Source organism: Novosphingobium flavum (assembly GCF_014230315.1).
Taxonomy (GTDB): Bacteria; Pseudomonadota; Alphaproteobacteria; order Sphingomonadales; family Sphingomonadaceae; genus Novosphingobium; species Novosphingobium flavum.
Window position 1 is genome coordinate 316,865 of record NZ_JACLAW010000003.1, and the last position, 24,789, is coordinate 341,653.

At 67.6% G+C, this 24,789-nt stretch carries 27 protein-coding genes and 2 riboswitches; of the genes, 10 read left to right on the plus strand and 17 right to left on the minus strand.

Annotation, left to right across the window (positions count from 1 at the left end; translation table 11 throughout):
* Positions 1-188: 188 nt before the first annotated feature.
* The 5 genes from H7F51_RS05620 to H7F51_RS05640 are packed head-to-tail and all read left to right on the plus strand — an operon-like array spanning position 189 to position 5,000.
* Positions 189-743, plus strand: coding sequence for a F0F1 ATP synthase subunit delta (locus tag H7F51_RS05620; RefSeq protein ID WP_185663228.1), 555 nt, complete (start codon positions 189-191; stop codon positions 741-743).
* Between the two features lie 14 nt (positions 744-757).
* Positions 758-2,287, plus strand: coding sequence for a F0F1 ATP synthase subunit alpha (atpA, locus tag H7F51_RS05625; protein ID WP_185663229.1), 1,530 nt, complete (start codon positions 758-760; stop codon positions 2,285-2,287).
* 58 nt (positions 2,288-2,345) lie between these two features.
* Positions 2,346-3,218: a F0F1 ATP synthase subunit gamma gene (locus tag H7F51_RS05630; RefSeq protein ID WP_185663230.1), complete on the plus strand. Its 873-nt coding sequence runs from the start codon at positions 2,346-2,348 to the stop codon at positions 3,216-3,218.
* A 31-nt stretch (positions 3,219-3,249) separates the two neighbouring features.
* A complete protein-coding gene (atpD, locus tag H7F51_RS05635) occupies positions 3,250-4,695 on the plus strand; it encodes a F0F1 ATP synthase subunit beta (protein ID WP_185663231.1) in 1,446 nt (481 codons plus the stop codon).
* A 47-nt stretch (positions 4,696-4,742) separates the two neighbouring features.
* Positions 4,743-5,000: an ATP synthase F1 subunit epsilon gene (locus H7F51_RS05640; RefSeq protein ID WP_185663232.1), complete on the plus strand. Its 258-nt coding sequence runs from the start codon at positions 4,743-4,745 to the stop codon at positions 4,998-5,000.
* A 203-nt stretch (positions 5,001-5,203) separates the two neighbouring features.
* On the opposite strand, the gene H7F51_RS05645 is transcribed toward H7F51_RS05640, so the two are convergent.
* The 3 genes from H7F51_RS05645 to H7F51_RS05655 form a co-directional block, all read right to left on the minus strand.
* On the minus strand, positions 5,204-5,698 hold the full coding sequence (locus H7F51_RS05645) for a DUF6265 family protein (RefSeq protein ID WP_185663233.1): 495 nt from the start codon (positions 5,696-5,698) through the stop codon (positions 5,204-5,206).
* Positions 5,699-5,723: 25 nt separating this feature from the next.
* Positions 5,724-7,058 carry a sulfatase-like hydrolase/transferase gene (locus H7F51_RS05650; protein WP_185663234.1) on the minus strand — a complete coding sequence of 445 codons (1,335 nt, stop codon included), beginning with the start codon at positions 7,056-7,058 and terminating at the stop codon, positions 5,724-5,726.
* 251 nt (positions 7,059-7,309) lie between these two features.
* A complete protein-coding gene (locus H7F51_RS05655; RefSeq protein WP_185663235.1) occupies positions 7,310-8,221 on the minus strand; it encodes a DMT family transporter in 912 nt (303 codons plus the stop codon).
* A gap of 253 nt (positions 8,222-8,474) precedes the next feature.
* Between H7F51_RS05655 and H7F51_RS05660 the strand changes: the two genes are divergently transcribed.
* Complete coding sequence (locus H7F51_RS05660; protein WP_185663236.1) at positions 8,475-10,007, plus strand: TadA family conjugal transfer-associated ATPase; 1,533 nt, start codon at positions 8,475-8,477, stop codon at positions 10,005-10,007.
* A gap of 30 nt (positions 10,008-10,037) precedes the next feature.
* Here H7F51_RS05660 and H7F51_RS05665 read toward each other — a convergent pair whose 3' ends face one another.
* Positions 10,038-10,250 (minus strand): hypothetical protein, encoded by a 213-nt coding sequence (locus H7F51_RS05665; RefSeq protein WP_185663237.1) that lies wholly within the window; start codon positions 10,248-10,250, stop codon positions 10,038-10,040.
* Between the two features lie 55 nt (positions 10,251-10,305).
* Between H7F51_RS05665 and H7F51_RS05670 the strand changes: the two genes are divergently transcribed.
* Both H7F51_RS05670 and H7F51_RS05675 read left to right on the plus strand, forming a co-directional pair.
* The gene (locus H7F51_RS05670; protein ID WP_343061224.1) at positions 10,306-11,241 is read left to right on the plus strand and encodes a DMT family transporter; all 936 of its coding nucleotides are present in this window, start codon (positions 10,306-10,308) and stop codon (positions 11,239-11,241) included.
* Between the two features lie 84 nt (positions 11,242-11,325).
* Positions 11,326-11,457: an entericidin A/B family lipoprotein gene (locus tag H7F51_RS05675; protein WP_185663238.1), complete on the plus strand. Its 132-nt coding sequence runs from the start codon at positions 11,326-11,328 to the stop codon at positions 11,455-11,457.
* 31 nt (positions 11,458-11,488) lie between these two features.
* Here the strand turns inward: H7F51_RS05675 and H7F51_RS05680 are convergent, their stop codons facing one another.
* The 12 genes from H7F51_RS05680 to H7F51_RS05735 form a co-directional block, all read right to left on the minus strand.
* Positions 11,489-11,989 carry a CcdC protein domain-containing protein gene (locus H7F51_RS05680; RefSeq protein ID WP_185663239.1) on the minus strand — a complete coding sequence of 167 codons (501 nt, stop codon included), beginning with the start codon at positions 11,987-11,989 and terminating at the stop codon, positions 11,489-11,491.
* Complete coding sequence (gcvPB, locus tag H7F51_RS05685; protein WP_185663240.1) at positions 11,986-13,536, minus strand: aminomethyl-transferring glycine dehydrogenase subunit GcvPB; 1,551 nt, start codon at positions 13,534-13,536, stop codon at positions 11,986-11,988. Before gcvPB ends, H7F51_RS05680 begins: the two co-directional genes overlap by 4 nt.
* The gene (gcvPA, locus tag H7F51_RS05690; protein WP_185663241.1) at positions 13,533-14,915 is read right to left on the minus strand and encodes an aminomethyl-transferring glycine dehydrogenase subunit GcvPA; all 1,383 of its coding nucleotides are present in this window, start codon (positions 14,913-14,915) and stop codon (positions 13,533-13,535) included. The genes gcvPB and gcvPA overlap by 4 nt, the downstream gene beginning before the upstream one ends.
* Positions 14,916-14,919: 4 nt before the next feature.
* Positions 14,920-15,291, minus strand: coding sequence for a glycine cleavage system protein GcvH (gene gcvH / locus H7F51_RS05695; protein WP_185663242.1), 372 nt, complete (start codon positions 15,289-15,291; stop codon positions 14,920-14,922).
* 11 nt (positions 15,292-15,302) lie between these two features.
* Positions 15,303-16,457 carry a glycine cleavage system aminomethyltransferase GcvT gene (gene gcvT, locus H7F51_RS05700; RefSeq protein WP_185663243.1) on the minus strand — a complete coding sequence of 385 codons (1,155 nt, stop codon included), beginning with the start codon at positions 16,455-16,457 and terminating at the stop codon, positions 15,303-15,305.
* Between the two features lie 35 nt (positions 16,458-16,492).
* Positions 16,493-16,610: riboswitch (glycine riboswitch) on the minus strand.
* 1 nt (position 16,611) lies between these two features.
* Positions 16,612-16,719, minus strand: a riboswitch (glycine riboswitch).
* Positions 16,720-16,782: 63 nt separating this feature from the next.
* The gene (locus tag H7F51_RS05705; protein WP_185663244.1) at positions 16,783-17,496 is read right to left on the minus strand and encodes an NAD(P)H-binding protein; all 714 of its coding nucleotides are present in this window, start codon (positions 17,494-17,496) and stop codon (positions 16,783-16,785) included.
* Positions 17,489-18,652 carry a deoxyguanosinetriphosphate triphosphohydrolase gene (locus tag H7F51_RS05710; protein ID WP_185663245.1) on the minus strand — a complete coding sequence of 388 codons (1,164 nt, stop codon included), beginning with the start codon at positions 18,650-18,652 and terminating at the stop codon, positions 17,489-17,491. Before H7F51_RS05710 ends, H7F51_RS05705 begins: the two co-directional genes overlap by 8 nt.
* Positions 18,649-19,344, minus strand: coding sequence for an aspartate/glutamate racemase family protein (locus H7F51_RS05715; RefSeq protein WP_185663246.1), 696 nt, complete (start codon positions 19,342-19,344; stop codon positions 18,649-18,651). The genes H7F51_RS05710 and H7F51_RS05715 overlap by 4 nt, the downstream gene beginning before the upstream one ends.
* Positions 19,345-19,444: 100 nt before the next feature.
* Entirely contained in the window at positions 19,445-19,756 is a 312-nt protein-coding gene (locus tag H7F51_RS05720; RefSeq protein WP_185663247.1) for a hypothetical protein, read from the minus strand.
* Complete coding sequence (locus H7F51_RS05725) at positions 19,756-21,195, minus strand: NAD(P)(+) transhydrogenase (Re/Si-specific) subunit beta (protein ID WP_185663248.1); 1,440 nt, start codon at positions 21,193-21,195, stop codon at positions 19,756-19,758. Before H7F51_RS05725 ends, H7F51_RS05720 begins: the two co-directional genes overlap by 1 nt.
* Positions 21,196-21,208: 13 nt before the next feature.
* Complete coding sequence (locus H7F51_RS05730; protein ID WP_185663249.1) at positions 21,209-21,493, minus strand: proton-translocating transhydrogenase family protein; 285 nt, start codon at positions 21,491-21,493, stop codon at positions 21,209-21,211.
* A 150-nt stretch (positions 21,494-21,643) separates the two neighbouring features.
* Positions 21,644-21,769, minus strand: coding sequence for an aa3-type cytochrome c oxidase subunit IV (locus H7F51_RS05735; RefSeq protein ID WP_185663250.1), 126 nt, complete (start codon positions 21,767-21,769; stop codon positions 21,644-21,646).
* Between the two features lie 168 nt (positions 21,770-21,937).
* On the opposite strand from H7F51_RS05735, the gene H7F51_RS05740 reads away from it, so the two are divergent.
* Together H7F51_RS05740 and H7F51_RS05745 are read left to right on the plus strand one after the other, a co-directional pair.
* Entirely contained in the window at positions 21,938-23,365 is a 1,428-nt protein-coding gene (locus tag H7F51_RS05740) for a sigma-54-dependent transcriptional regulator (RefSeq protein WP_185663251.1), read from the plus strand.
* Between the two features lie 99 nt (positions 23,366-23,464).
* Positions 23,465-23,647: a hypothetical protein gene (locus tag H7F51_RS05745; protein ID WP_185663252.1), complete on the plus strand. Its 183-nt coding sequence runs from the start codon at positions 23,465-23,467 to the stop codon at positions 23,645-23,647.
* On the opposite strand, the gene folP is transcribed toward H7F51_RS05745, so the two are convergent.
* The gene (gene folP, locus H7F51_RS05750; RefSeq protein WP_185663253.1) at positions 23,628-24,725 is read right to left on the minus strand and encodes a dihydropteroate synthase; all 1,098 of its coding nucleotides are present in this window, start codon (positions 24,723-24,725) and stop codon (positions 23,628-23,630) included. The genes H7F51_RS05745 and folP overlap by 20 nt on opposite strands.
* Positions 24,726-24,789 lie beyond the last annotated feature (64 nt).

Sequence of the window (24,789 nt, forward strand, 5' to 3'; positions counted from 1 at the left end):
GCGAAAGGGCCGGAATTCTCCCTTGGTCGTAGATATGCGTCCACGACCTTGCATCGCGGGACGTTCGTTGCTAGGCGCGCCCCCGTCGACAGGGGGGCCGGTCTGTCGCCGGGCCCGCTATTGCACTGCCCGACACCCGTCGGCCCATCACTGGCTGACGGCACCCGTTTAAGAAGGATTTGACGCGCGTGGAGAATTCCGGCGGCATCACGGCCAGCTTGCAGGGGCGCTACGCATCGGCGCTCTTCGACCTGGCTCGCGAGCAGAACCTGGTCTCGGCGGTCGAAGGCGATCTGGAGAAGCTGGGCGAAGCCCTCGCCGGCTCGGAAGATCTCGCCGGCCTCGTCCGCAACCCCAAGATCAGCCGTGAAGCGGCCGCCAAGGCGATCGACGCTGTCGCCGGCGTGCTCGGCCTTTCGCCGCTGACCCGCAATTTCCTCGGCGTGCTCGCCGGCAACCGCCGCCTCGCCGCCCTGCCCGAGATCATCCGCGCCTTTTCCTCGATCGCCGCCGCCGACCGCGGCGAAGTGACCGCCGAGGTCACCAGCGCGCACCCCCTCACCGACATCCAGCTCCACGCGCTCACCGCGAAGCTGGAAGGGCGTGAAGGCCGCACCGTCAAGCTCAAGACGAGCGTCGACCCTGACCTGCTTGGCGGCCTCGTGGTCCGCATCGGCAGCAAGCAGATCGACAGCTCGATCCGCACCCGTCTCAATTCCCTCGCGCAGGCGATGAAAGGCTGAAAGGCTTAGTCACAATGGATATCCGCGCCGCAGAAATCTCGAAGGTCATCAAGGACCAGATCGCCAGCTTCGGCACCGAGGCCCAGGTCTCGGAAGTTGGCACCGTGCTCTCGGTGGGTGACGGCATTGCCCGCATCCACGGGCTGGACAAGGTCCAGGCCGGTGAAATGGTCGAATTCTCCAATGGTGTGAAGGGCATGGCCCTCAACCTCGAAGCCGACAACGTCGGCGTCGTGATCTTCGGCTCGGACGCCGAGATCAAGGAAGGCGACATCGTCAAGCGCACCGCCACCATCGTGGACGTGCCGGTCGGCAAGGGCCTGCTCGGCCGCGTGGTCGACGCGCTCGGCAACCCGATCGACGGCAAGGGCCCGATCGAGGCCGCCAGCCGCCAGCGCGTCGAAGTCAAGGCTCCGGGCATCATCCCCCGCAAGTCGGTGCATGAGCCGGTCCAGACCGGCCTCAAGGCGATCGACGCCCTCGTCCCCGTTGGCCGCGGCCAGCGCGAGCTGATCATCGGCGACCGCCAGACCGGCAAGACCGCCATCGCGATCGACACCTTCATCAACCAGAAGGAAGCGAACGCCGGCACCGACGAGTCGAAGAAGCTCTACTGCATCTACGTCGCCGTCGGCCAGAAGCGCTCGACCGTGGCCCAGATCGTCCGCCAGCTCGAAGAGAACGGCGCGATGGAATATTCCATCGTCGTGGCCGCGACCGCTTCGGAACCAGCTCCGCTCCAGTACCTCGCGCCCTACACCGGCGCGACCATGGGCGAATTCTTCCGCGATAACGGCATGCACGCCGTGATCGTTTACGACGACCTTTCCAAGCAGGCCGTCGCCTACCGCCAGATGTCGCTGCTGCTGCGCCGCCCGCCGGGCCGCGAAGCCTATCCGGGCGACGTGTTCTATCTCCACAGCCGCCTGCTCGAGCGCGCCGCGAAGATGAACGACGACAACGGCGGCGGTTCGCTGACCGCGCTGCCCGTCATCGAAACCCAGGCGGGCGACGTTTCGGCCTACATTCCGACCAACGTGATCTCGATCACCGACGGCCAGATCTTCCTTGAAACCGGCCTGTTCTACCAGGGCATCCGCCCGGCCATCAACGTCGGCCTCTCGGTGTCGCGCGTCGGCGGTGCGGCCCAGACCAAGGCGATGAAGAAGGTTGCCGGCTCGATCAAGCTGGAGCTGGCGCAGTACCGCGAAATGGCGGCCTTCGCCCAGTTCGGCTCGGACCTCGACGCTTCGACCCAGAAGCTGCTCAACCGCGGTGCACGCCTGACCGAGCTGCTCAAGCAGAAGCAGTTCTCGCCGCTGTCGTTCGAGGAGCAGACCGTCTCGATCTTCGCCGGCACCAACGGCTACCTCGATGCCATCCCGGTCTCGCAGGTCACCGAGTACGAAGCCGAGATGCTCAGCTTCATGCGCGACAAGCACGCCGACGTGCTGGCCGAGATCCGCACCACCAAGGACTTCGGCGATGGCCCGAAGACCGCGGTGAAGGCGGCGCTCGACGCATTCGCCAAGCAGTTCGCGTAAGGTTTTGAGAACAAGCGCCGCTCCGGCTTGCCGGGGCGGCCGCCAGTAGGGAGCCGTCATGGCCTCGCTCAAGGAACTCAAGGGCCGGATCAACTCGGTCAAGTCGACCCAGAAGATCACGAAGGCCAAGCAGATGGTCGCCGCGGCCAAGCTGCGCAAGGCGCAGTCCGCCGCCGAGGCCGCGCGCCCCTATGCGCAGCGTCTCGCCCAGGTGATGGCCAGCCTTGCCGGCAAGGTGACCGTGTCCGGCTCCTCGCCCAAGCTGCTCGCCGGCACCGGCGCCGATGCCGTACACCTCTTGGTCGTGGCCAATTCGGACCGCGGCCTGTGCGGCGCGTTCAACTCGAACATCGTCAAGGCCGCCAAGCTCAAGGCCGCCGAACTGGAAGCCCAGGGCAAGACCGTCCTGTTCTATCTGGTCGGCCGCAAGGGCCGCGCCCAGATCCGGCGCGACTTCGAGAAGGCGATCGTCGGCGGGTTCGACACCACCACCGTGCGCGAGGCCGGCTTCAACGAGGCCGAGAAGATCGCCAACGAACTGATCGCCATGTACGAGGCGGGCAAGTTCGACGTGGCGCACCTGTTCTACTCGAAATTCCGCTCGGCCCTGGTGCAGGAGCCGACCGTGCAGCAGATCATCCCCGTCCCCGCCCCCACGGCGGCGGTCCAGGCCGATGCCGTCACCGAATACGAGCCCGACGAGGAAACCATCCTGGTCGAGCTGCTGCCGCGCTACCTGCGCGTGCAGATCTTCGGTGCGCTGCTCGAGAACGCCGCATCCGAACAGGGCGCCTCGATGACCGCGATGGACAATGCGACGCGCAACGCGGGCGATCTGATCAACAAGCTCACGATCCAGTACAACCGCAGCCGCCAGGCCGCGATCACCACCGAACTCATTGAAATCATCGCTGGCGCCGAAGCGCTCTGACGACGACGAAACAGCAGGCAAGGAAACCAAAATGGCCACCGTGCTCACCTCTACCGGCAAGATCAGCCAGGTCATCGGCGCCGTCGTCGACGTGACCTTCGACGGCGAACTCCCCGCCATCCTCACCGCGCTGGAGACCGACAACAACGGCAACCGCCTCGTTCTCGAAGTCGCCCAGCACCTCGGTGAAAACACCGTCCGCACCATCGCGATGGACGCGACCGACGGCCTGACCCGCGGCAACCCGGTCACCAGCACCGGCGCGCAGATCTCGGTTCCGGTCGGCCCGAAGACGCTCGGCCGCATCATGAACGTCATCGGTGAACCGATCGACGAGCGCGGCCCGGTCGGCGCGGAAAAGACCGCCCCGATCCATGCCAAGGCCCCGGAATTCATCGACCAGTCGACCGATGCGGCGATCCTGGTCACCGGCATCAAGGTCATCGACCTGCTCGCGCCCTACGCGCGCGGCGGCAAGATCGGCCTGTTCGGCGGCGCCGGCGTGGGCAAGACCGTGCTCATCCAGGAACTGATCAACAACATCGCCAAGGGCCACGGCGGCGTGTCGGTCTTCGCGGGCGTCGGCGAACGCACCCGTGAGGGCAACGACCTCTACCACGAATTCCTCGACGCCGGCGTTATCGCCAAGGACGCCGACGGCAACCCGACCCCGGACGGCTCGAAGGTCGCCCTGGTGTTCGGCCAGATGAACGAGCCCCCGGGCGCCCGCGCCCGCGTCGCCCTCTCGGGCCTGACCATGGCCGAATACTTCCGCGACGAAGAAGGCCAGGACGTGCTGTTCTTCGTCGACAACATCTTCCGCTTCACCCAGGCGGGTTCGGAAGTGTCGGCGCTGCTCGGCCGCATTCCCTCGGCCGTGGGCTACCAGCCGACCCTGGCGACCGACATGGGCGCGCTGCAGGAGCGCATCACCTCGACGACCAAGGGCTCGATCACCTCGGTCCAGGCGATCTACGTCCCCGCGGACGACCTTACCGACCCGGCGCCGGCCGCCTCGTTCGCGCACCTTGACGCGACGACCACGCTGAACCGCGCGATCTCGGAACTCGGCATCTACCCGGCGGTCGACCCGCTCGACTCGACCTCGCGCGTGCTCGAGCCGCGCGTCGTCGGCGCCGAGCACTACGAGACCGCCCGCCGCGTCCAGGAAACCCTGCAGAAGTACAAGTCGCTGCAGGACATCATCGCCATTCTCGGCATGGACGAACTGAGCGAAGAGGATAAGACGGTCGTCGCGCGCGCGCGCAAGATCCAGAAGTTCCTCAGCCAGCCGTTCCACGTCGCCGAGGTCTTCACCGGCATCCCCGGCAAGTTCGTCCAGATCGAAGACACCGTCCGCTCGTTCAAGGCGGTGGTCGACGGCGAATACGACCACCTGCCCGAAGCTGCCTTCTACATGGTCGGCGGCATCGACGAGGCGGTCGCCAAGGCCAAGAAGCTGGCTGAAGACGCCTGATTGATCTTGCTCCCCGGGCCCGGCCCGGGGAGACCGAAAGGCTGGACATGTCCCTCCACTTCGAACTCGTCACCCCGGCTCGCCTCGTCCGCTCGGAAGAGGTCCACATGGTCGTCGTTCCCGGCTCCGAAGGCGAATTCGGCGTGCTGGAAGGCCACGCGCCGTTCATGTCGACCGTCAAGGACGGCGTGCTCAAGATCTACAGGTCGGCCGGCGCGGCCCCTGAGGAAATCGTCGTCTCCGGCGGTTTCGCCGAAGTGGGCGACAAGGGCCTGACGGTACTCGCCGAGCACGTCGAAGGCTGAACCGCCTCCCCGGCAAGAACAACGAAGGCGGCCTTCCGGGCCGCCTTTTTTGTTGCCTACAGCGCCGTGCGCCTGATCTGAAACGCTCGTCATTGCGAGGGGCGAGGCCCTGCGGCAATCTAGGGCGGCGTTCGGCAACTGCCCTGGATTGCCGCGCGACCTATGGTCGTTCGCAATGACGATGCCGATTTATCCAGATCACCCTATTCCCCGGTGGCGACCGGGCGGAAGTTGAGCCGCGCCGGATCGCTGCCGTCGATCCGCGAGGTCTCGCTCATCAATAGCTGGCCGGCGCGCCACAGGCGGATGCGCTGATGTTCGCGCGCGGAGGGGTTGGCGAATTCGATCGATTCGGCGGAGGTCAGGACCGCCGGGTAATCGATCGCCGTGCCGCCGCCGCTCGGCTGGAGGGTGAGCACCAGGGCCCCGCCCTTCACCGCGATGCGCAGCATCTCCCAGCTCTCGAGATTGGCGCCGAAGCCTTGGCGGGCGATGCCGAGCATGATCCCGCCGCGCGCGCTGGTCCAGATTTCCTCGGCCCAGAGCGCGCCGTCCTCCATCGACCAATTGCCGGCGAGCCACTCCGGCAGAGCCGGGCCGGTGGCGGGACGGGGCGGCTTGGGCGCGCTTTGGGCGGCAAGCGGAGCCGGGACGGCGCAAAGCAGGGCGGTCGTGAGAATGAGGAAAGGCAGGCGCATGGCCTGCCATGCCACAGGGCGCGGCTCAGCGGGAGAGGTTCGTTGCGACGGCGCGCGGGGCGCTGCCGCCCTTGGCCTGCAGCAGGACCCACGGAACCTCATGCCCTTCGAATTGAGCGCGGGCGTCGCGCTGGAAGAACGGCGGCATGTGATCGCCCACGATCAGGATGTCGGTCGGCGGCAGCGTCGGATCGAGCGCCATGCGGGTGATCGCGTCGGCCAGGCGGTGGTGGACGAGGAACAGCGGACAGAGCAGGTCGCTCTGCTCGGCGAGTTCCGGCCCGCCGAAGGTGCAGTTGTCCGTGCCGAGGTCGGGCGCCTCGACCACCGGGAGGTGCGAGTTGAGCGTGACCCAATAGACCAGTTGGGGCCGGACGGCGCGCTTCAGGCCGGCGGCGATCTGGCCGGGCACGTCCTCGTCGCAGGCACCGGGAAAAACGCCGCCGCAAATGCGCGCGCCGTGTTGCACCAGCTTTTCGCGGAACAGGGTGTGATCGAAGCCCGCCTCTTTCCACCATGTGGCGCGGCCGAAGAATTCGCCGGTAAAGGCGTGCATCGCCGTGGTTTCATAGCCGGCGCGGGCGAAACGGCGGGGCAGGCAGTCGGTCTTGCTGAAGTCCGCGACCTGGTTCAGCGACCAGACCCCGCACAGTTCGCGCATCTCGGCATTGGTCGTCGACCCGTAGTAGGGGACGGTGCCGCGATTGACGTTGTAGCGGGCCCGCCATTCGGGACGGTCCCAGTCAGCCTCGAACAGGCGGCGAGTGACGGGCGAATTCGGCATGCCCAGCGCTTCGACGAGGATCACCACCAGGTTGCGGCGATCGGCGCGGGGCTGGCTGTGACCGCTGGTTTCGACCGCGGATGACAGGTTTACCGGGGCCGAGATCGCATCATAGGTGCCGCGCGTGGCCGCCGTGGCATAGGTATCGAAATGCATCGCCCCGGTCACGGCGAGGAAGCCCATCAGCCAGTTCATCGGGATCGCGAAGCGCTGGACGCGCGGAACGCAGGTCCAGACGATGCCGAGCGAGACCAGCACCGCGGCCACGCCCAGCCCGAACTGGGCCGAGCGCAGCGGCGAAGCCTCGGAAAAATAAGTGGGAGCAAAGGCGATCTGGCTGGGATCGATGTTGAAATTGCGGGCGATGTAGAAGGTCACCATGCCCAGCGTCAGCAACATCCCGCAGGTCCGGCGCAGCCACAGCCAGGGGGCCTGCGAGAAGATCAGGCCAAAGCATCCGGCGATCAGGATCGGCTTGCCCATCGGCGGCCCGCCGAACGGCCACATCAGCACGATCGCCAGGTTGGGGGCGACCAACCAGTAGAGCGCCCAGCGCCACGGAAAATGTCGGAACAATGAATTTTCCACCGACTCACCCAAGCAACCGACAGGCCCGGCAGGCAGCCCGCCGGGTGCGACCTATTTAACTATAGGTGGTTTCCCGGGGTTTCCGATTGTTGGTAAACGGCCTGTTTACCGCCAGCGCCCCGGCGTTCGGGTCGGCGCGTCGAAATCCCGCGGTTTGCCCGCGATCCAGCCGAGAAACCCGGCCTGGGCCGGGCGACCGCGCAGGGCGGCGGCACAGCCAGCAGGCTCCCCTTCCCCGCTCACTCCACCTCGACCGGCTCACGCATCCGGCCGGCGCGCCACAGGTAGAGCCCGGCACCGACGATCATCATCATGCCGGCCACGCTGAGCGGCGCGGGGACATTTCCGAACACGGCCCAGCCCAGCAGGGCCACGACGAGGATCTGGACATAGGCCATCGGCGCCACCGCGCCGGCTCCGGCCAGCACCGTGCCGCGGTAGATCAGCCAGTGCCCGGTCGTCGCCGTGACCGCCACGATCGCGCAGCGCGCCACGACCGAGGGCGACGGGACGCCGACCGCCATCGGCGCAAAATCGCTGAATGCCCCGGCCACCGCGATGGCGACGAGGACCGGCGCCGCGACAACCGCCGCGTAGAACTGCTGGGCGAGCGCCGAAGCGCTCCCCACCAGGGCGCGGTTGCCGATAATCAGCAGGCTCATCCCGCCCGCCGTCAGCAGCGGCAGCAGCGCGCCGGGGCCCAGTGCCAGCAGGTTAGGCCGCAGCACCACCAGGACCCCGGCAAAGGCGGCGACGGTAGCGATCCAGGTCTCGCGCCGTGCCGGCTCGCCGAGGAACAACGCGGAAAGCAGGCCGGTCAGCATCGGGCTGACGAAGACGATCGCCGTGGCATCGGCGAGCGGCATGATGAACACCGCGCCGGCAAAGCCGATGGTCGCCACCGCCACGCTCACCCCGCGCAGCAATTGCAGGGCCGGACGCACCGGCCGCAGTGCCCCCACCCCTTCCCGCGCAGCGACCAGCGCGGCAAGGCCCAGCGCGCCGAAGGCATAGCGGCAGGCGGTCACCGCGCTGGCGGCCCATTGCCCGGCCATGGTCTTGACGATGGTATCGCCGATCGAGAGCGTGGCGAAGCCCAGCAGCGCCAGGATCAGGCCGCGCCGCTCGGTGCCGTGGTGCGCCGTTTCCATCCTGACGATTCCGCCCCTTCCGTGCTGTTTCAGTTCCCTGTCGCAGACCCACCAAGTGGTGAACCAGCCGCATAGACCCCAGCAAGGGATTTTGCGCAGGCCGGCCGAACGCGGCGAGCGCCCCGCCCTTCAACGCAAGCCACGCGCATTTAGGAAGTTTTCAAAGTTTCAACCATATACCTGAGCCGTCGAGCCCACGGCGAAGCGCGGTCCGCCTAGTCTATGGGTCTGAAATGACGGGGAAATACGGATCATGAGCGCATTCGGACGGAAGAACGGGGTCGGCGGCATGAGCCCCGGAGCGCGTCCTTCCTTTGGCGTTGCCCGGCCGATGAAATCGTCGGTTGCCCCGCCCTCTGTCGATTCTCCTCGGCCACCGATGCCGACTGAGGCCTTTCCGCAGGTCCCGCAGATGGCCGAGGGCCTGCCCGGCTTCGGATCGCTCGACGGCAAGAACGACGCCATGTCGCGGCTGGCCGACCGCGCCAATACCGTGGTCAACAACCAGTACGAGGCCGAGGGCTTCGAGGCCTCGGTTCACAAGATCAAGGAGCAGGTGCTTCCCCGCCTGCTCGAACGCGTCGACCCGGAAGCCGCCGCCACGCTGTCCAAGGACGAGCTGTCGGAAGAATTCCGCCCGATCATCCTCGAGGTGCTGGCCGAGCTGAAGATCACCCTCAACCGGCGCGAGCAGTTCGCGCTGGAAAAGGTGCTGATCGACGAACTGCTCGGCTTCGGCCCGCTGGAAGAGCTGCTCAACGACCCCGACGTCTCGGACATCATGGTCAATGGGCCGGAGCAGACCTACATCGAAAAGAAGGGCAAGCTCCAGCTCGCCCCGATCCGTTTCCGCGACGAGCAACACCTGTTCCAGATCGCCCAGCGCATCGTCAACCAGGTCGGCCGCCGCGTCGACCAGACCACGCCGCTGGCCGACGCCCGCCTCAAGGACGGCAGCCGCGTCAACGTGATCGTCCCGCCGCTCTCGCTGCGCGGCACGGCAATCTCGATTCGTAAGTTTTCCGAGAAGCCGATCACGATCGACATGCTGCGCGATTTCGGCTCGATGTCGGACAAGATGGCCACCGCGCTCAAGATCGCGGGCGCCTGCCGGATGAACGTGGTCATCTCGGGCGGTACCGGTTCAGGCAAGACCACCATGCTCAACGCCCTGTCGAAGATGATCGATCCGGGCGAGCGCGTGCTGACCATCGAAGACGCCGCCGAACTTCGCCTGCAGCAGCCGCACTGGCTACCGCTCGAAACCCGCCCACCGAACCTCGAAGGGCAAGGCGCGATCACCATCGGCGACCTCGTGAAGAACGCCCTGCGTATGCGTCCTGACCGCATCATCCTCGGCGAAATCCGCGGCGCGGAGTGTTTCGACCTCCTCGCCGCGATGAACACCGGCCACGATGGCTCGATGTGCACGCTTCACGCCAACTCCCCGCGTGAGTGCCTCGGCCGTATGGAAAACATGATCCTGATGGGCGACATCAAGATCCCCAAGGAAGCCATCTCGCGCCAGATCGCGGAATCGGTCGACCTCATCGTCCAGGTCAAGCGCCTGCGCGACGGTTCGCGCCGCACGACCAACATCACCGAGGTGATCGGGATGGAAGGCGACGTGATCGTGACGCAGGAGCTGTTCAAGTTCGAGTATCTCGACGAGAGCGACGACGGCAAGATCATCGGCGAATTCCGCTCGACCGGCCTGCGCCCCTATACCCTCGAAAAGGCCCGCCAGTTCGGCTTCGACCAGGCCTATCTGGAAAGCTGCCTCTGATCCGCTCACCCTGATGGCGCGGGGCGGACGCTATTTCCGCCCCAGCCACTCCTGCCCGGCCACGGCCAGCAGCAGAACCGCGAGCAGGGTCGCCCAGAAGAACAGGCCGGTCCACGGCATGATGCCCACCCGGTCGCGGTCGCGCCGGTGCAGGCGCCGCCGGTCGCCCCACCAGGCCAGGGCCGCGACCAGCGCGGCAGCGAGGCCGCAAACCAGGGCAAGATGGTCGCTCACGAAATCCATGGCCGCCCCTTGCCTGATCGCGGCGCCCGGCTAAAGCCCCCCTGTGCAGTCAAACGTGCAATCCAGCGGGCCGTCCGCCGCCCGGCCGCACCACCGGCCGTTCCTCGCGCTCGGCCTGCGGCTGCTGTCGGCCGGGATGCTGGCGACCATGCTGATGATGGTCAAGTTGAGCGGCGAGCACGGGGTCGCCCTGCCCGAGACCATGTTCTGGCGCCAGTTCGTGCCCGCCCTGACCCTGCTTGGCTGGCTGGCGGCGCGGGGCGAGCTGCACCGGGTGAAGACCGCGCGGCCGCGCCTTCACGCACAGCGGGCGCTGATCGGCACTTCGGCGATGTTCCTCACCCTTGGCGTGGTCCAGCTCATGCCGCTGGCCGAGGCCACCGTGCTCAGCTTCACCGCGCCGATCTTCGCGGTGATCCTCTCTGTCGCCCTGCTGGGCGAGAAGGTGGGGCGCTGGCGGCTTGGCGCGGTCCTGCTCGGCCTCGCCGGGGTGATCGCCATCGCCGGGCCGGACAGTGACAACCTCTCCCCGCTCGGGCTCGCGGTGGGGCTGGGCGCCGCGTTCGGCGTGGCGCTGGTGTCGATCCAGGTGCGGCAGATGGCGCGCACGGAAGAACCGATCTGCGTGGTCTTCTGGTTCTCCACCGCCGGGGCGGCCATGCTCTCGCTGCTGCTGCCCTTCTACGTCTCTTCCCACGATGCCTACGAATGGGCGCTGATCGGCGGAATCGGGCTGACCGGCCTGCTCGGCCAGTTGCTGCTCACCGCCGCGCTGCGCTACGGCAATGTCTCCAGCGTGATCGTCATGGACTATTCGCAGATCGGCTGGGCCACCCTGTGGGGCTGGCTTATCTTCGGGCAATTGCCGCCCGATGCGCTGTGGATCGGCGGGCCGCTCATCGTGGCCGCAGGCCTGATCATCGCCCGGCGCGAACAGGTGCTGCACCGCCGGCCGCCGATCGATCCGCAGTCGGCGCCCAACGCCGACTGACCACGCAGCCGGAACCGGCCCCGGGGGCAGGCGTTTTTCCTTTCGACAGGCGCGCCGCGCGCGCCGCTGGAAAAGGAACGAACCATGGTCCGCAAGCTTCTGCTCGCGCTTGCCGTTGCCGGCATCACCCTCACCGCCTCGGCCTGCAACACGGTCAAGGGTGCTGGCCGCGATATCGAGTCGGTCGGTCAGGCCGGGTCCGACGCCATCAATTGATGCCTTCGTGAACCGGCGCGGGCGAAGCGGTTCAGTCGAGCCCCTTCGCCCGCCGCCACAGTTCGATGCGCGAGGCCGTGACCAAACCCAGCGCGAAGCCGAGCGAGGCGTAAAGCGCCAGCATGGCTGCCGACGAATGGGCTGCCGACGAATGCCCCTCGTTCAGGCCGGTTTCCCAGGCGAACAGCTTGCGCGCCGCGAGGACGGCCAGCACGAACAGGAACGCGGCCGGCGAATTGCGCACCATGATCCGGTCGGTCTCCGCGTCACGCTCCAGGTGCATCAGCCGCGTGCGCTGCCATCCGGCGCCAGCCCCTACCACCAGCCCCAGCGCGAAGACCGCCCAGCCCCAGTGCAGCACCGGCAGACGCCACAGCACCAGTGCAGTCACCACGGCCACGATGCCCGGCACCACCACCAGCATGGCCGGACGCAGCGGCCGGGCGCGGCTGATATTGCGCCAACGCAGCAGCATGATCACCCCGATCACCAGATAGGGGATGAGCGCGCGCGGGTCGGCGCCAGCGATCATGCCGGGTGGACCAGCACGGGCTTGCGCGCCGCCAGCGTTTCATCGAGCCGCCGCCTCGGCGCCAGAACCGGCGCGGCCTTGAGCGCCGCGTCGCCCGCCCGCGCCCGCTCGGCAAGGCTGCGCAGCGAGGCGATGAAGCGGTCAAGCCCGGCCTTGCTCTCGGTCTCGGTCGGCTCGACCAGCATGGCCCCGTGGACCACCAGCGGGAAATAGACCGTCATCGGGTGGAAACCCTCGTCGATCAGGCCCTTGGCGATGTCCAGCGTGGTGAAGCCCTCGGCCAGCCCCACATCGCTGAACAGGGCCTCGTGCATGCAGGGCCCGGCCTTGCCGAACGGCGCGTCGAGCACGTCCTCGAGGCTGCGCAGCACATAGTTGGCATTGAGCACGGCATCTTCCGACACCTGCCGCAGGCCATCGGCGCCGTGGCTGAGGATATAGGTCAGGGCTCGGGTGAACATGCCCATCTGGCCATGGAAGGCCGACATCCGCCCGAAGGCGTGCGGGTGATCGGTGCCGGCGTCCTCTTCCTCGATCAGGCGGCAATAGCCCTCGGCCGTGCGCTCCGCATAGGGCAGCGGCGCGAAGGGCGCGAGCGCCTCGGACAGCACGACCGGCCCCGAACCCGGTCCGCCGCCGCCATGCGGGGTGGAGAAGGTCTTGTGCAGGTTGATGTGCATGGCGTCGATGCCAAGGTCGCCGGGGCGGACCTTGCCGACGATGGCGTTGAAGTTCGCCCCGTCGCAATAGACCAGGCCGCCGGCGGCATGGACCGCGTCGGCAATCGCCTTCATGTCGCGCTCGAACAGCCCGCAGGTGTTGGGATTGGTGATCATCACCGCCGCCACGTCCGGCCCCAACCGGGCCGTGAGCGCGGCAAGATCGACCCGGCCATCCGCGGTCGCCGGGATGTTCTCCACCCGGTAGCCGGCAAAGGCCGCCGTGGCCGGATTGGTCCCGTGGGCACTTTCCGGCACGAGGATCACCTCGCGCTTGTCGCCCCGCGCTTCGAGCGCGGCGCGGATGCAGAGCAGGCCGCACAGTTCGCCGTGCGCACCGGCCTTGGGCGTCATCGCCACGGCGTGCATCCCGGTCAGGGTCACCAGCCAGTCGGCCAGCTGAACGATCACCTCGACCGCGCCGCGCACGGTCTGCTGCGGCTGGAGCGGGTGGACGTCGGCAAAGCCGGGCAGCCGCGCGACCTTCTCGTTGAGGCGCGGGTTGTGCTTCATCGTGCACGAGCCGAGCGGGAACGGCCCGAGGTCGATCGCATAGTTCTGGCGCGAAAGGCGGGTATAGTGCCGCACCGTTTCCGGCTCGGTCAGGCCCGGCAGGTCGGGCGCCGACGCGCGCAGGAACTTTTCAAGGCCGGGAAGAACGGCGCCCTCCGGCTCGTCGATATCGACCCCGCAGGTGCCCGGACGGCCCAGTTCGAAGATCAGGGCCTCTTCCAGCATGAGGCCCTTGTCGCCAGAGGCGGTGACAGCGCCTTGCGCGGAACCCTGGCTCATTTCCGGCCGCCACCCGGCCGCGTTGACCGCGCTCATGTCGGGCTCCCTTCGTGGGTATCGGCCAGCAACTCGGTCAGGACCGTCGCCAGCGCATGGATGTCATCGTCGCTCGTCGTCTCGGTAGCGGTGACGACCAGCCCGTTGTGAAGCGCAAAAGCCTCGGGATAGAGGCGCCCCAGCGATACCCCGCCGAGCACGCCGTATTCCGCCAGCTCGCGCACCACCTCGCGCGCATCGCGCGGGAGGATCACGGTGAACTCGTTGACATAGGCCGAGTTGAGCAGGGTCACCCCCGGCACCTTGGCCAAGGCGTCCGCCGTCTTGCGCGCGGCGGCGTGATTGACCCGCGCCAGCTTGGCCAGCCCTTCCCCGCCAAGCAGGGTCATGTGGATCGAGAAGGCCAGGGCGCAGAGCCCGGAATTGGTGCAGATGTTGCTCGTCGCCTTCTCGCGCCGGATATGCTGCTCGCGGGTCGAAAGGGTAAGCACGAAGCCGCGCTTGCCGTCGGCATCCACGGTCTGACCGGCAAGGCGCCCCGGCATCTGCCGCACGAACTTGTCGCGGCAGCCAAACAGGCCGAGGTAGGGCCCGCCGAACTGAAGGCCGACGCCGAGCGACTGCCCCTCGCCCACCACGATGTCCGCACCAAGCTTGCCCGGCGCCTCGATCAGGCCGAGCGCGACCGGCTCGGTCACGACCGCGATCAGCAGCGCGCCCTTGGCCTGGGCCGCCGCCGCGATGGCGGCAAGGTCGGGCACGCGGCCCAGCACGTCGGGATACTGGACGACGACGCAGGACGTCTCGCCATCAATCGCGGCGATCACCGCCGCATCGTCCGGCTCGGCGGCGAGGTCCGGCAGGCGCGTGTCGAGCGCATCGCCGGTAAAGCGTGCCATGGTCGCTGCAGTGGCGATGTAGTGCGGATGCAGTCCGCCCGAGATCACCGCCTTCTTGCGCCGGGTGACGCGCCCGGCCATGGCGATGGCTTCCCAGCAGGCGGTCGAGCCGTCGTACATCGAGGCATTGGCCACGTCGGTGCCAAACAGCCGCGCGACCTGGGTCTGGAACTCGAACAGCACCTGCAAGGTGCCCTGCGCGATTTCAGGCTGATAGGGCGTATAGGCGGTGAGGAATTCACCCCGCTGAATCAGGTGATCGACCGAGGCGGGGATGTGGTGGCGATAGGCCCCTGCCCCGAGGAAGAACGGCGCCTCGGCTGCCGAAAGGTTGGCGCTGGCAAGCCGTGCCATGTGCCGCTCCACCGCCATTTCGCTGGCGTGAAGCGGCAGCCCCGGTACCGGGCCCGGCAGGCGGGCGAAGGCCGGCACGTCCTCGAACAGCGCCTCGACGCTGCCCGCGCCGATCACGCCCAGCATCTCGGCCCGTTCGGCCGGGGTCAGGGGAAGGTAACGCATCGTGTCAGAGGCTTTCGACGAAGGCGTCGTAGGCCGCCTTGTCCATCAGCGCGCCGAGCTCGGCCGGGTCGGCAAGCTTGACGCGGAACAGCCAGCCGCCGCTCTCGGCCTCGGTGTTGACTAGTTCCGGGGCATCAGCGAGAGCCTCGTTCACCTCGGCAACCTCGCCCGAAACCGGCGTATAGACATCGCTCGCGGCCTTGACGCTGTCGACCACGCAGGGCGCATCGCCCTTGGCCACGGTCGCGCCAGCGGCGGGCAGTTCGACATAGGTGATGTCGCCCAGCTGGCCCTGCGCATAGTTGGTGATGCCGACCGTGCCGGTATCGCCCTCGACGGCGATCCACTCGTGGTCCTCGGTGTAATAGGTGGTCATGGTGGATCTCCTCAGCGGAAGTAGCGATGGGGAACGAAGGGCATGGTCACGACCTTGGCGGGCAGGCGCTTGCCGCGCACCTCGATCTCGAGCGCGGTGCCCTCGGCGGCCTTGTCTGCGGCAACATAGGCCATGGCGATGGGGCGGCCCAGGCTGGGCGAAAACCCGCCCGAGGTAACGCGGCCGACCTCGGCATCCCCGGACATGACCAGCGCACCCTCGCGCGCGGCCTGACGTCCTTCGAGGGCGAGGCCGACGCGCTGGGCATAGGTCCCGTCCGCCAGCGCGGCCAGCACCGGATCGGCGCCGAGGAACCCGCCCTCGGCCCGGCGGCGCTTGCTGATCGCGAACGCAAGGCCCGCGCTGACCGGATCGGTCTCTTCGGACAGGTCGTGGCCGTAAAGCGGGAGCCCCGCTTCGAGCCTCAGCGAATCGCGCGCGCCAAGGCCGATGGGCCTCACCTGCGGCTGGGCGCAGAGCGCTTCGGCCAGAGCCGCGGCATCTTCGCCACGCACGGAAATCTCGTAGCCGTCCTCGCCGGTATAGCCCGAGCGGCTGACGCCGAGCGGCACCTCGCCCCAGAAATAGGGCGCGGCCTGCATGAATTTCAGCTCGGCAACTTCGGGCATCCCCGCGATCGCGGGCTTGAGCCCAAGCGCGCCAAGGGCCTCGGCCGCTTCCGGCCCCTGCAGGGCGAGGAGGCCATGCTCGTCGAGATGATTGAGCGTGATCTCGTCTGGCAAGTGTTCGCGCAGGTGGCCGATGTCGTCCCACTTGGTCGCGCCGTTTACGACGAGGTAGAAATGATCGCCCCGGTTGGTGACCATCAGGTCGTCGAGGATTCCGCCTTCCTCGCTCAGCAGCAGCGAATAGCGCTGGCGGCCAGGCTTCAGCGCGGCGATGTCGGCCGGCAGCACGGCTTCCAGCGCAGAGGCGACGCCTTCGCCTGACGCCGTGAGCTGGCCCATGTGGGAAACGTCGAACAGGCCCGCATGTTCGCGGGTCCAGAGATGTTCGGCGATGATCCCCTCGTACTGCACCGGCATCCAGTATCCGGCGAATTCGACCATGCGGGCGCCGCGCTGGCGGTGCCAGCCGTCAAGCGGCAGGGTCAGCACCTCGAGCGGGGCTTCATCATCATTGGCGGTTTCGAAATTTTCGCTCACAGTCAGGCTTTCCAGACAGATTCAGGGCACCAATCGGCGCCCCCTCTGTCACGGAAACCTGAGAGCTTTCCCCCGGACCCGGCAGCGCCGGCGCGAGGTTACCCCTTCGGTGGCCCTTCCGTTACCGGAAAAGCGCTTTCCAGAGCGTCGCTATCGACCCTGTGCGGTCCTTTTGCCTGAGAGATTCCGGGGCGGTTGCTCCTTCGGCGCCCGGCGCATCACCTGTTGGGGCGATTCGCCGGAACTCTCCCGCGCGGTCAGCGACGCTTCCTCGCCTGCCCTTGTGCACCTGCGAAGTCAACGGCGCGTTTTGCGTAGGCCGCGATCAATCCACAGCCTGCGCCTGAGCGATCGAGGCGTGATAGGCCTGCCGCTTCAGCGCGCGCTCCATCGCCTCGTGTTCGTGAACGAACCGTCCGCGCGCCTTTTCATGCGCGAGGGCGAGGATCACCTCGGCCAGCCAGTCCGCCCGGACCGAGCGGTAGCGGGCAAGCCCCCCGCGCAGGAACAGGTCGGCGAGCGGAGCCACCACCTGGCCGATCCGCTCCGCTGGGCGCAATTCGCGGCGGCTGCCCCGCAGCAGGCCGGGGCGCAGGATGTCGAGCCGGTTGTAGCCGAGCTTGCCGAGCGTAGTCTCGACCTCGCCCTTGACGCGCAGGTAGAACTGCTTGGCGCTGATCGCCGCGCCGACCGAGGAGACCGAGATGAACTGGCGGGCGCCCGCCTCCTGCCCCCATTTCGCGCAGGCCAGCACGAGATCCTGATCGACCGCGCGGAACACGGCCTCGTCCTCGCCGGCCTGCTTCCACGTTGTGCCGAGGCAGTTGACCACGGTGTCGGGCCGGGCGGCGGCGATGGCGTCGCCCCAGTTGGCGGGATCGGCGACCAGCACTTCCATCCGCGCGCCGGGCGGAAGGTCGAGCTCGCGGCGGGCAATGGCGACCAGGCGAACGTCGCGCCGGCCGACCGCGGCGCGGATCAGGGCCGAGCCGACGAGACCCGAGGCGCCGACGAGGCAGATCCGGACCGCCTTAGACATTGCTCAGCCCTTCGGGCGTGATCCCGGTGATCCGGGCATAGGCGGCGATGGCGAAACGATCGGTCATCCCGGCGATATAGTCGGCGATGTGACGGCTGCGGGCCGGCTCGGCCTCGTCAAGGCGCCCGGCCCAGCCCTCGCCCATCAGCGCCGGATCGGCGTGATAGGCAGCGAACAGCGTGGCCGTGACCTCGCGCGCCTTTTCGGCCGTGGCAAGCTGTTCGGGATGGTAATAGAGCTTCTCGTACATGAAGCGCTTGAGCTGCCGCTCGGCCTCCGCGAGCGGGCCGGAAAAGGCGGCCGTGGGGCGGCTGGCGCCGCGCACCTGCGCCACCGAGGCCATGCCCTGGGCACGCTCCCGCGTCTCGCCGATCAGGTCGTTGACCATCAGGCCGATCTGGCCGCGCACCAGTTCGCGCAATTGCCGCTCGCGCGCGGCGCGCGGAAAGCGCCGTTCAACCCCGCGCCACTGCTCGGCCACGAAATCGAGCTGGAGCAGTTCGTCAAGATCGAGGAAACCCGCGCGCAGGCCATCGTCGATATCGTGGTTGTCGTAGGCGATATCGTCAGCCAGCGCGGCGACCTGCGCCTCGAGACACGACCATTCACGCAGATCCAGCGGGAAGGCCGCGTCGAGTTCGGCCAGCGCCCAGTTCGGCGCTGAAACCGGGCCATTGTGCTTGGCAAGCCCCTCGAGCAGCTCCCAGGTGAGGTTGAGCCCGTCGAACTCGCAATAGGGGCTTTCGAGGCGCATCAGCGTGCGCAGGCAGTGCGCGTTGTGATCGAACCCGCCGTAGGGCTCCATCGCCGCGTCGAGCGCGTCCTCGCCGGCATGACCGAAGGGGGGATGGCCGATGTCGTGAGCGAGGCACAGCGCCTCGGTCAGATCCTCGTCGAGCCCGAGCGATCGGGCGATGACCCGGCCGATCTGGGCCACTTCGAGGCTGTGGGTCAGCCGCACCCGGTAATGGTCGCCATCGGGCGCGATGAAGACCTGGGTCTTGTGGCGCAGGCGGCGGAACGAGATCGAATGGATGATCCGGTCGCGGTCGCGCTGGTAGGGACCGCGCGGACCGCGCGTTACCGTGTCATCGGCCGGAAATTCGCGCCCCCGGCTCGTCGCGGGGTCGGCGGCAAAGGGGGCGCGGCCTGTCATGCGTCGGCGAGAATCCAGTCCGCCGCCGCCTCGGCATGGATCAGGGTGCAGTCGTAGATCGGCAGGACGTTGGCATCGACGTCGACCACCATCTCCAGCTCGGTGCAGCCCAGCACGATGGCCTGGGCCCCGGCCCGCTGCAGCTCGACGATTATGGTCTTGAGCTCGCGCTCGGCCTGACGGGTGGCCTTGCCGAGGATCAGTTCGTCATAGATGATCCGGTCGAGCGCATTGACGAACTTCATTTCCGGCGGGAGTAGCTCGATGTCGCGGGAAATCAGCTTCTTGCGGTAGAACCCCTCGACCATGACATTGCGCGAACCGATCAGGGCCGCCTTCTTCACCTTGTCGCGCGCCATGCGCTCGCCCACGCAGTCGGCGATGTGGAGCACCGGGACCGAGACCGCGGCGGCGACCTCGTCATAGACCTTGTGCATCGAATTGGCGCCGATCAGCAGGGCCCCGGCCCCGGCCTGTTCGAGCCGGCGGGCGCTGTCGGTCAGGATAGCGCCGGCGCGCTGCCAGTCCGCCTCGTCCTGCAGGCGCTGCAGGCCGCTGAAATCGAGGCTCTCGATCAGCAGCGGCGCGGAGGCCTGCTTGCCGGCGCGCGCCTGCACCAGCTTGTTGATGTGATCGTAATAGGTGCGTGTCGACAGCCATGACATGCCGCCGATAAGGCCCAGCTTGCGCAAGGTCGGAACTCCCCGGAAAGGACGAAACCCCCGTTTCATCCTGCGCCTTAGGCAAGAGGGACGGCAAGGTCCAGCTTTGGGGGGCTCGGTTTGCCGACTGTCAGCCCAAACCCGTCGCACACAGGGCGGCGGAAGAGGCGGTGACCTCGAGAACTTCGCGGTCTCCGATGCGGCGGACGGCTTCCACATATTGGGGAATCGTCCGCTTGGGGCCCTGCAAGGCCTGCAGTTTGCGCAGCTGGCGGATGGTCAGCCGGTCGACCATCCGCTTGGCCATGCAGGTGCTGACCCCTTCCGAAAGCCCCGCCTCGACCAGCGCCGAGCGAACGCGGCTTTCCGCGATCCGCTCGACACAGGCCGAGAGCGCCAGCGGCAGCACCAGAATTGCAACGAGGCTGCAACGCCGCTGCATCAATGCTGGAGCGCCTTGTTGATGTCCTCCACCATCTTCTTGGCGTCGGCCAGCAGCATCATGGTCTGGTCCATGTAGAACACGTCGTTGTCGACCCCGGAATAACCGACGCCGCCCATCGAGCGCTTGATGAACATGATGGTCTTGGCCTTGTCGACGTCGAACACGGGCATGCCGTAGATCGGGCTCGACTTGTCGGTCTTGGCGGCCGGGTTGACCACGTCGTTGGCGCCGATGACGAAGGCGACGTCGCACTGCGAGAACTCGCCCTGGATGTCTTCCAGTTCGAACACCTCGTCATAGGGGACATTTGCTTCGGCCAGCAGCACGTTCATGTGGCCGGGCATGCGGCCGGCGACCGGGTGGATGGCGTACTTGACGTTGACGCCTTCCTTCTTGAGCAGGTCCCCCATCTCGCGCAGCACGTGCTGGGCCTGGGCGACGGCCATGCCGTAGCCCGGGATGATGATGACGTTTTCCGCTTCCTTCATCAGGAAGGCGGCGTCTTCCGCGCTGCCGCGCTTGTAGGGGCGCTGTTCCTTGGCCTCTCCGCCGCCCGCATCGGGCGCGGCGCCGAAACCGCCGGCGATCACCGAGATGAAGCTGCGGTTCATCGCCTTGCACATGATGTAGGACAGGATCGCACCCGAGGAGCCGACCAGCGCCCCGGTGATGACCATGGCCGTGTTGTGCAGGGTGAAGCCCATCGCCGCCGCGGCCCAGCCCGAGTAGGAGTTGAGCATCGAGACGACCACCGGCATGTCCGCGCCGCCGATCGGGATGATCAGCAGGAAGCCGATGATGAACGAGAGCGCGGTGATCGTGGCGATGATCCACAGCGCCTCGTCCTGCGTGAAATAGGCGACGAGGCCGAGGATGGCGACCAGCGTGCCGAGGTTGAGCACGTGGCGGCCCGGCAGCATGATCGGCTTGCCGCCCATGTTGCCGTTAAGCTTGAGGAAGGCGATGACCGAGCCGGAGAACGTGATCGCACCGATGGCGATGCCGAGGCCCATCTCCATCCGGCTGTCGGGATTGATCCCGCCTTCGAGCAGGAGAATGCCGAAGGCGCCCGGGTTGAAGTAGGCGGCAAGGCCCACCAGCACGGCGGCCATGCCGACGAGGCTGTGGAAGGCCGCGACCAGCTGCGGCATGGCCGTCATCTGGATCTTGCGGGCCGTGGTGAGGCCGATCACCGCGCCAAGGCCGATGGCAGCGAGGATCTTGACCATGGCGCCCGTATCGGGCCCGCCTTCCGCCAGCGTCGGCACATGGGTTGCCAGCGTGGTCAGCACGGCGATGCCCATGCCGATCATGCCGAAGCGGTTGCCACGCCGCGAGCTTGCCGGGCTGGACAGGCCGCGCAGGGCGAGGATGAAAAGGACCCCGGAAACGAGGTAGGCGAGCAGGGCCCAGGCGGGCAGCACGGCGTGTTCCATCAGTCAGCCCCCCTCAGCTCTTCTGCTTCTTCTTGTACATGGCCAGCATCCGTGCGGTGACCGCGAAGCCGCCGAAGATGTTGATCGAGGCCATGACCACGGCCACGAGGCCGAGCCACGACGAGGCGAGCGATCCGGCCGCCGCCGCGGCGACCAGTGCGCCGACGATGATCACCGAGGAAATCGCGTTGGTCACCGCCATCAGCGGCGTGTGCAAGGCGGGCGTAACCGACCAGACCACGTAATAGCCCACGAAACAGGCCAGTACGAAGATCGACAGAATGCTTATGAAGTCCATTGTTCCCCCAACACTTCCGGCCCCGCGGCCCGGCCTTCGCGCTCTACCTTAGCTTGCAATCGCGCAAAGAAAAGCGCCGGAAGGCACGAAGCCCCCGGCGCCGGTCCTTTATCGAAAGCCTGCCCCGCCAGGCGCGGCGGGGCGGGAACTTCAGCGGCTGATCAGGTAGACCACCCCGGCCGCGATCAGCGCGATCAGCGGCGTGGAATATTTCACCGCGGCGATAAAGCCCGCATAAGTTTCCTTGGCCGCCTTCATGTCGTTAGCCGAAGCCATGATCTTCGTTCCCCATATGCTGAAAGGCCCTGCCGGGCCGTGATCCATGGGCCGGCTCTAAACCGGCATGGGCGCTTGCTCAAGCGCGCAGTTGGCAGGGTGAGGGTTAAGCGCCTTTTTACACTCCGCGCTTATTGATGGTCCCGAACAGGGACAATCGCGAGACCAATGGCCGAGTTCGAAGATCGCCTTCTGATGCTGATCGACGATGAGCCGGCGCAATGCCGGCTGGTCTCGGCGCTTGCCGCGCGCGAAGGCTGGCGAACGCTGGTCGTGCGCGATGCCGAAACCGCGATTGCCACGCTCGGCACCCGGCAGGGCATGCTGCTTTCCGCGATCATCCTCGACCAGTGGGTGCCGGGCGACGATGCCTGCGAGCTGATCGCCGAGCTGAAAAGCCGCCGCCCGGCCCTGCCGATCCTGATGCTCACCACCAGCGCGAGCCCGCTGCTGGCGGTGGAAGCCATGCGCGCCGGGGCGACCGACTACCTGATCAAGCCGGTCGCGCCCGAGCGGCTGATGCAGGCCCTGCGCAGCGCCACCACGCGCGAAACCCCGCGCGACGAACTGGCCCCGCTGACCGAGAAAATGCCCTCCGCGCCCGATTTCGAGGCGATGATCGGCGCGGCCCCCACCTTCCGCGCCGCCCTTGCCGTGGCCGCCAAGGCCGCGCGCGGCCACACGCCAATGCTGATCGAGGGCGAAAGCGGGACCGGCAAGGAAATGCTGGTCCGCGCGATCCATGCCGCCAGCCCGCGCGCCAAGCTGCCGATACGGATCGTCAACATCGCCGGGATTCCGGCCAATTCGATCGAATCGGTGCTGTTCGGTCACGAGAAAGGCGCCTTCCCCGGCGCCTTCGACCGCCAGATCGGCGCCTTGCAGCATTGCGACGGCGGGACGCTGGTGCTCGACGAGATCGACCGCATGCCCGAGAGCGTCCAGCAGCGACTGGCCGAATCGATCCAGCGCGGCGACGTGCGCCCGATCGGCGCGCGCCATTCCTTCAAGATCGACCTGCGCCTGATCGCGGCAAGCAACCTGCCGCTGCGCGACCTCGTGGCGGCCGGGCATTTCCTGCCCGAACTTCACGAGGCGCTGGCCTCGGTGACCGTGGCCCTGCCCCCGCTGCGCCAGCGCTCGCAGGACATTCCCTCGCTCGCCCGCCATTTCCTTGCCCGGATCGGCGAGCAGCCGGGCCTGCGCCCGCTCGGCATTACCGACAGCGCGCTGTCGCTGCTCTCCGCCTATGACTGGCCGGGCAACGTGCGGCAATTGCAGGCCGTGCTGTTCCGCGCCTGCGTGTTCTGCGACGGCGAAGTCCTGACCGCGGACGATTTCCCGCAGCTCTCCAACCTGCTGGGGGTGGACCAGCCGGTGACCCCCGGCAACCAGGCCGTGCATGGATCGCCCGGCGTGCTGCTCTACACGCCGGACGGCAACCTGCGCCCGCTGGAAGACATCGAGGCCGACGTGATCCGCCTTGCCATCGGCCACTATCGCGGGCGGATGACCGAAGTGGCGCGCCGCCTCGGGATCGGGCGGTCAACCCTCTACCGCAAGCTCTCCGACCTCGGGATCGACAGCGCGGCCTGAGCGCCCCCGCCACGGAGCGCGCCCATATTTGCGACGAACCGCGCGGAACCCGCCCTTCCCCCGACCGTTTCTCTGTCAGGAGAAATTGGACGGAAAACCATGAGTTTGCATAGCCTCATCGAACCGGCGGGAACGCTCCTCACCGGATGGAAGCTGGTCCCCGGCGACAAGCGCAAGTCGGCCGACATCCGCAACAAGGACGAGCCTTCGGCGGTCCCCGACGAGGGCGACCGGCCGAGCCCGCCGCACCATCACGACAATATCAGGCAGGCAGCAAGGTAAAGTCGGTCAGCGCCGCATCGCGCAGGCCGCGCCAGACGCGCAGGGCCTGGACCGTTTCCGCCACGTCGTGAACCCTCACGATCTGGGCCCCTGCCTCCAGCGCGCGCAGCGCGAGGGTGAGCGAGCCGCCCAGCCGCTTGTCGGCCGGGGCCTCGTTCGACAGGGCCCCGATCATCCGCTTGCGGCTGGCGCCAAGCAGCAGCGGCTGGCCGAGGGCGTGGAACAGCGGCAGGGCGTTCATGAGGGCAAGGTTTTCTGCCAGCGTCTTGCCGAAGCCGATGCCGGGATCGAGCACGATCTTTTCCCGAGCGATGCCCGCCTCAATCGCGGCATCGCGCCGCGCGGCCAGCCAGTCGAACACCTCGAGCACGACATTGCCATAGCCGGCATCGGCGTGAAGGTCCTCGCCCTCCCCCGGCGCGTGCATCAGAACCACGGGAACGCCCGTGTTCGCCGCCAGTTCGGCGCTGCGCGGATCGTGGCGCAGGGCCGAGACATCGTTGAACAGGTGGGCGCCCGCCGCAATGGCTGCCTCCATCACGACGGGACGCCGCGTGTCGAGACTGATGGCGGCACCCATGGCCGCCACCCGTTCGACAATCGGGATAACGCGCTTGATCTCTTCGCCTTCCCAGACCGCGGGGGCGCCGGGGCGGGTCGATTCCCCGCCGATGTCGATGATCGCGGCGCCCGCTTCGAGCATGGCGGCGGCATGGGCCGAGGCCACGTCGGGCCGGTCGAGGAATTCGCCGCCGTCGGAAAAGCTGTCGGGCGTGACGTTGAGGATGCCCATGACCTGCGGCTGGTCGAGCCGCACGGTGCGCTGGCCGAATTGCAGCGGGGCGTGGGCGCGGCGCAGGTTGTCCCATTGCTCGCGCGCCTCGGGCGGCAGATCGGGGAGCGCGGCGCGCAATTCGGGGACGGAGAAGCGGCGGCGGGCGGTGATCCGCCCCCCCTCGCGCTCGACCAGGGCGAAGCGCGAGGCATAGACGAGGCCGCCGGCGAGGCGAACGGCTTCACCCTCTTCCGCCTGCGGGCTGGCCGTAAGGGCGAGCGGGAAGAGGTAGCAGGCGGTCATGGCCGCCTGCACTTCGTCATTGCGAGGGCCACAGGCCCGCGGCAATCCAGTGCCCCCTCATGGG

Excerpts from the sequence above, each read along its gene's own strand:
- atpA (WP_185663229.1), top strand. The coding sequence starts at position 758 with ATGGATATCCGCGCCGCAGAAATCTCGAAGGTCATCAAGGACCAGATC.
- H7F51_RS05630 (WP_185663230.1), top strand. The coding sequence starts at position 2,346 with ATGGCCTCGCTCAAGGAACTCAAGGGCCGGATCAACTCGGTCAAGTCG.
- atpD (WP_185663231.1), top strand. The coding sequence starts at position 3,250 with ATGGCCACCGTGCTCACCTCTACCGGCAAGATCAGCCAGGTCATCGGC.
- H7F51_RS05640 (WP_185663232.1), top strand. The coding sequence starts at position 4,743 with ATGTCCCTCCACTTCGAACTCGTCACCCCGGCTCGCCTCGTCCGCTCG.
- H7F51_RS05645 (WP_185663233.1), bottom strand. The coding sequence starts at position 5,698 with ATGCGCCTGCCTTTCCTCATTCTCACGACCGCCCTGCTTTGCGCCGTC.
- H7F51_RS05655 (WP_185663235.1), bottom strand. The coding sequence starts at position 8,221 with ATGGAAACGGCGCACCACGGCACCGAGCGGCGCGGCCTGATCCTGGCG.
- H7F51_RS05660 (WP_185663236.1), top strand. The coding sequence starts at position 8,475 with ATGAGCGCATTCGGACGGAAGAACGGGGTCGGCGGCATGAGCCCCGGA.
- H7F51_RS05665 (WP_185663237.1), bottom strand. The coding sequence starts at position 10,250 with ATGGATTTCGTGAGCGACCATCTTGCCCTGGTTTGCGGCCTCGCTGCC.
- H7F51_RS05675 (WP_185663238.1), top strand. The coding sequence starts at position 11,326 with ATGGTCCGCAAGCTTCTGCTCGCGCTTGCCGTTGCCGGCATCACCCTC.
- H7F51_RS05680 (WP_185663239.1), bottom strand. The coding sequence starts at position 11,989 with ATGATCGCTGGCGCCGACCCGCGCGCGCTCATCCCCTATCTGGTGATC.
- gcvPB (WP_185663240.1), bottom strand. The coding sequence starts at position 13,536 with ATGAGCGCGGTCAACGCGGCCGGGTGGCGGCCGGAAATGAGCCAGGGT.
- gcvPA (WP_185663241.1), bottom strand. The coding sequence starts at position 14,915 with ATGCGTTACCTTCCCCTGACCCCGGCCGAACGGGCCGAGATGCTGGGC.
- gcvH (WP_185663242.1), bottom strand. The coding sequence starts at position 15,291 with ATGACCACCTATTACACCGAGGACCACGAGTGGATCGCCGTCGAGGGC.
- H7F51_RS05705 (WP_185663244.1), bottom strand. The coding sequence starts at position 17,496 with ATGTCTAAGGCGGTCCGGATCTGCCTCGTCGGCGCCTCGGGTCTCGTC.
- H7F51_RS05710 (WP_185663245.1), bottom strand. The coding sequence starts at position 18,652 with ATGACAGGCCGCGCCCCCTTTGCCGCCGACCCCGCGACGAGCCGGGGG.
- H7F51_RS05720 (WP_185663247.1), bottom strand. The coding sequence starts at position 19,756 with ATGCAGCGGCGTTGCAGCCTCGTTGCAATTCTGGTGCTGCCGCTGGCG.
- H7F51_RS05725 (WP_185663248.1), bottom strand. The coding sequence starts at position 21,195 with ATGGAACACGCCGTGCTGCCCGCCTGGGCCCTGCTCGCCTACCTCGTT.
- H7F51_RS05730 (WP_185663249.1), bottom strand. The coding sequence starts at position 21,493 with ATGGACTTCATAAGCATTCTGTCGATCTTCGTACTGGCCTGTTTCGTG.
- H7F51_RS05735 (WP_185663250.1), bottom strand. The coding sequence starts at position 21,769 with ATGGCTTCGGCTAACGACATGAAGGCGGCCAAGGAAACTTATGCGGGC.
- H7F51_RS05740 (WP_185663251.1), top strand. The coding sequence starts at position 21,938 with ATGGCCGAGTTCGAAGATCGCCTTCTGATGCTGATCGACGATGAGCCG.
- H7F51_RS05745 (WP_185663252.1), top strand. The coding sequence starts at position 23,465 with ATGAGTTTGCATAGCCTCATCGAACCGGCGGGAACGCTCCTCACCGGA.
- folP (WP_185663253.1), bottom strand. The coding sequence starts at position 24,725 with ATGACCGCCTGCTACCTCTTCCCGCTCGCCCTTACGGCCAGCCCGCAG.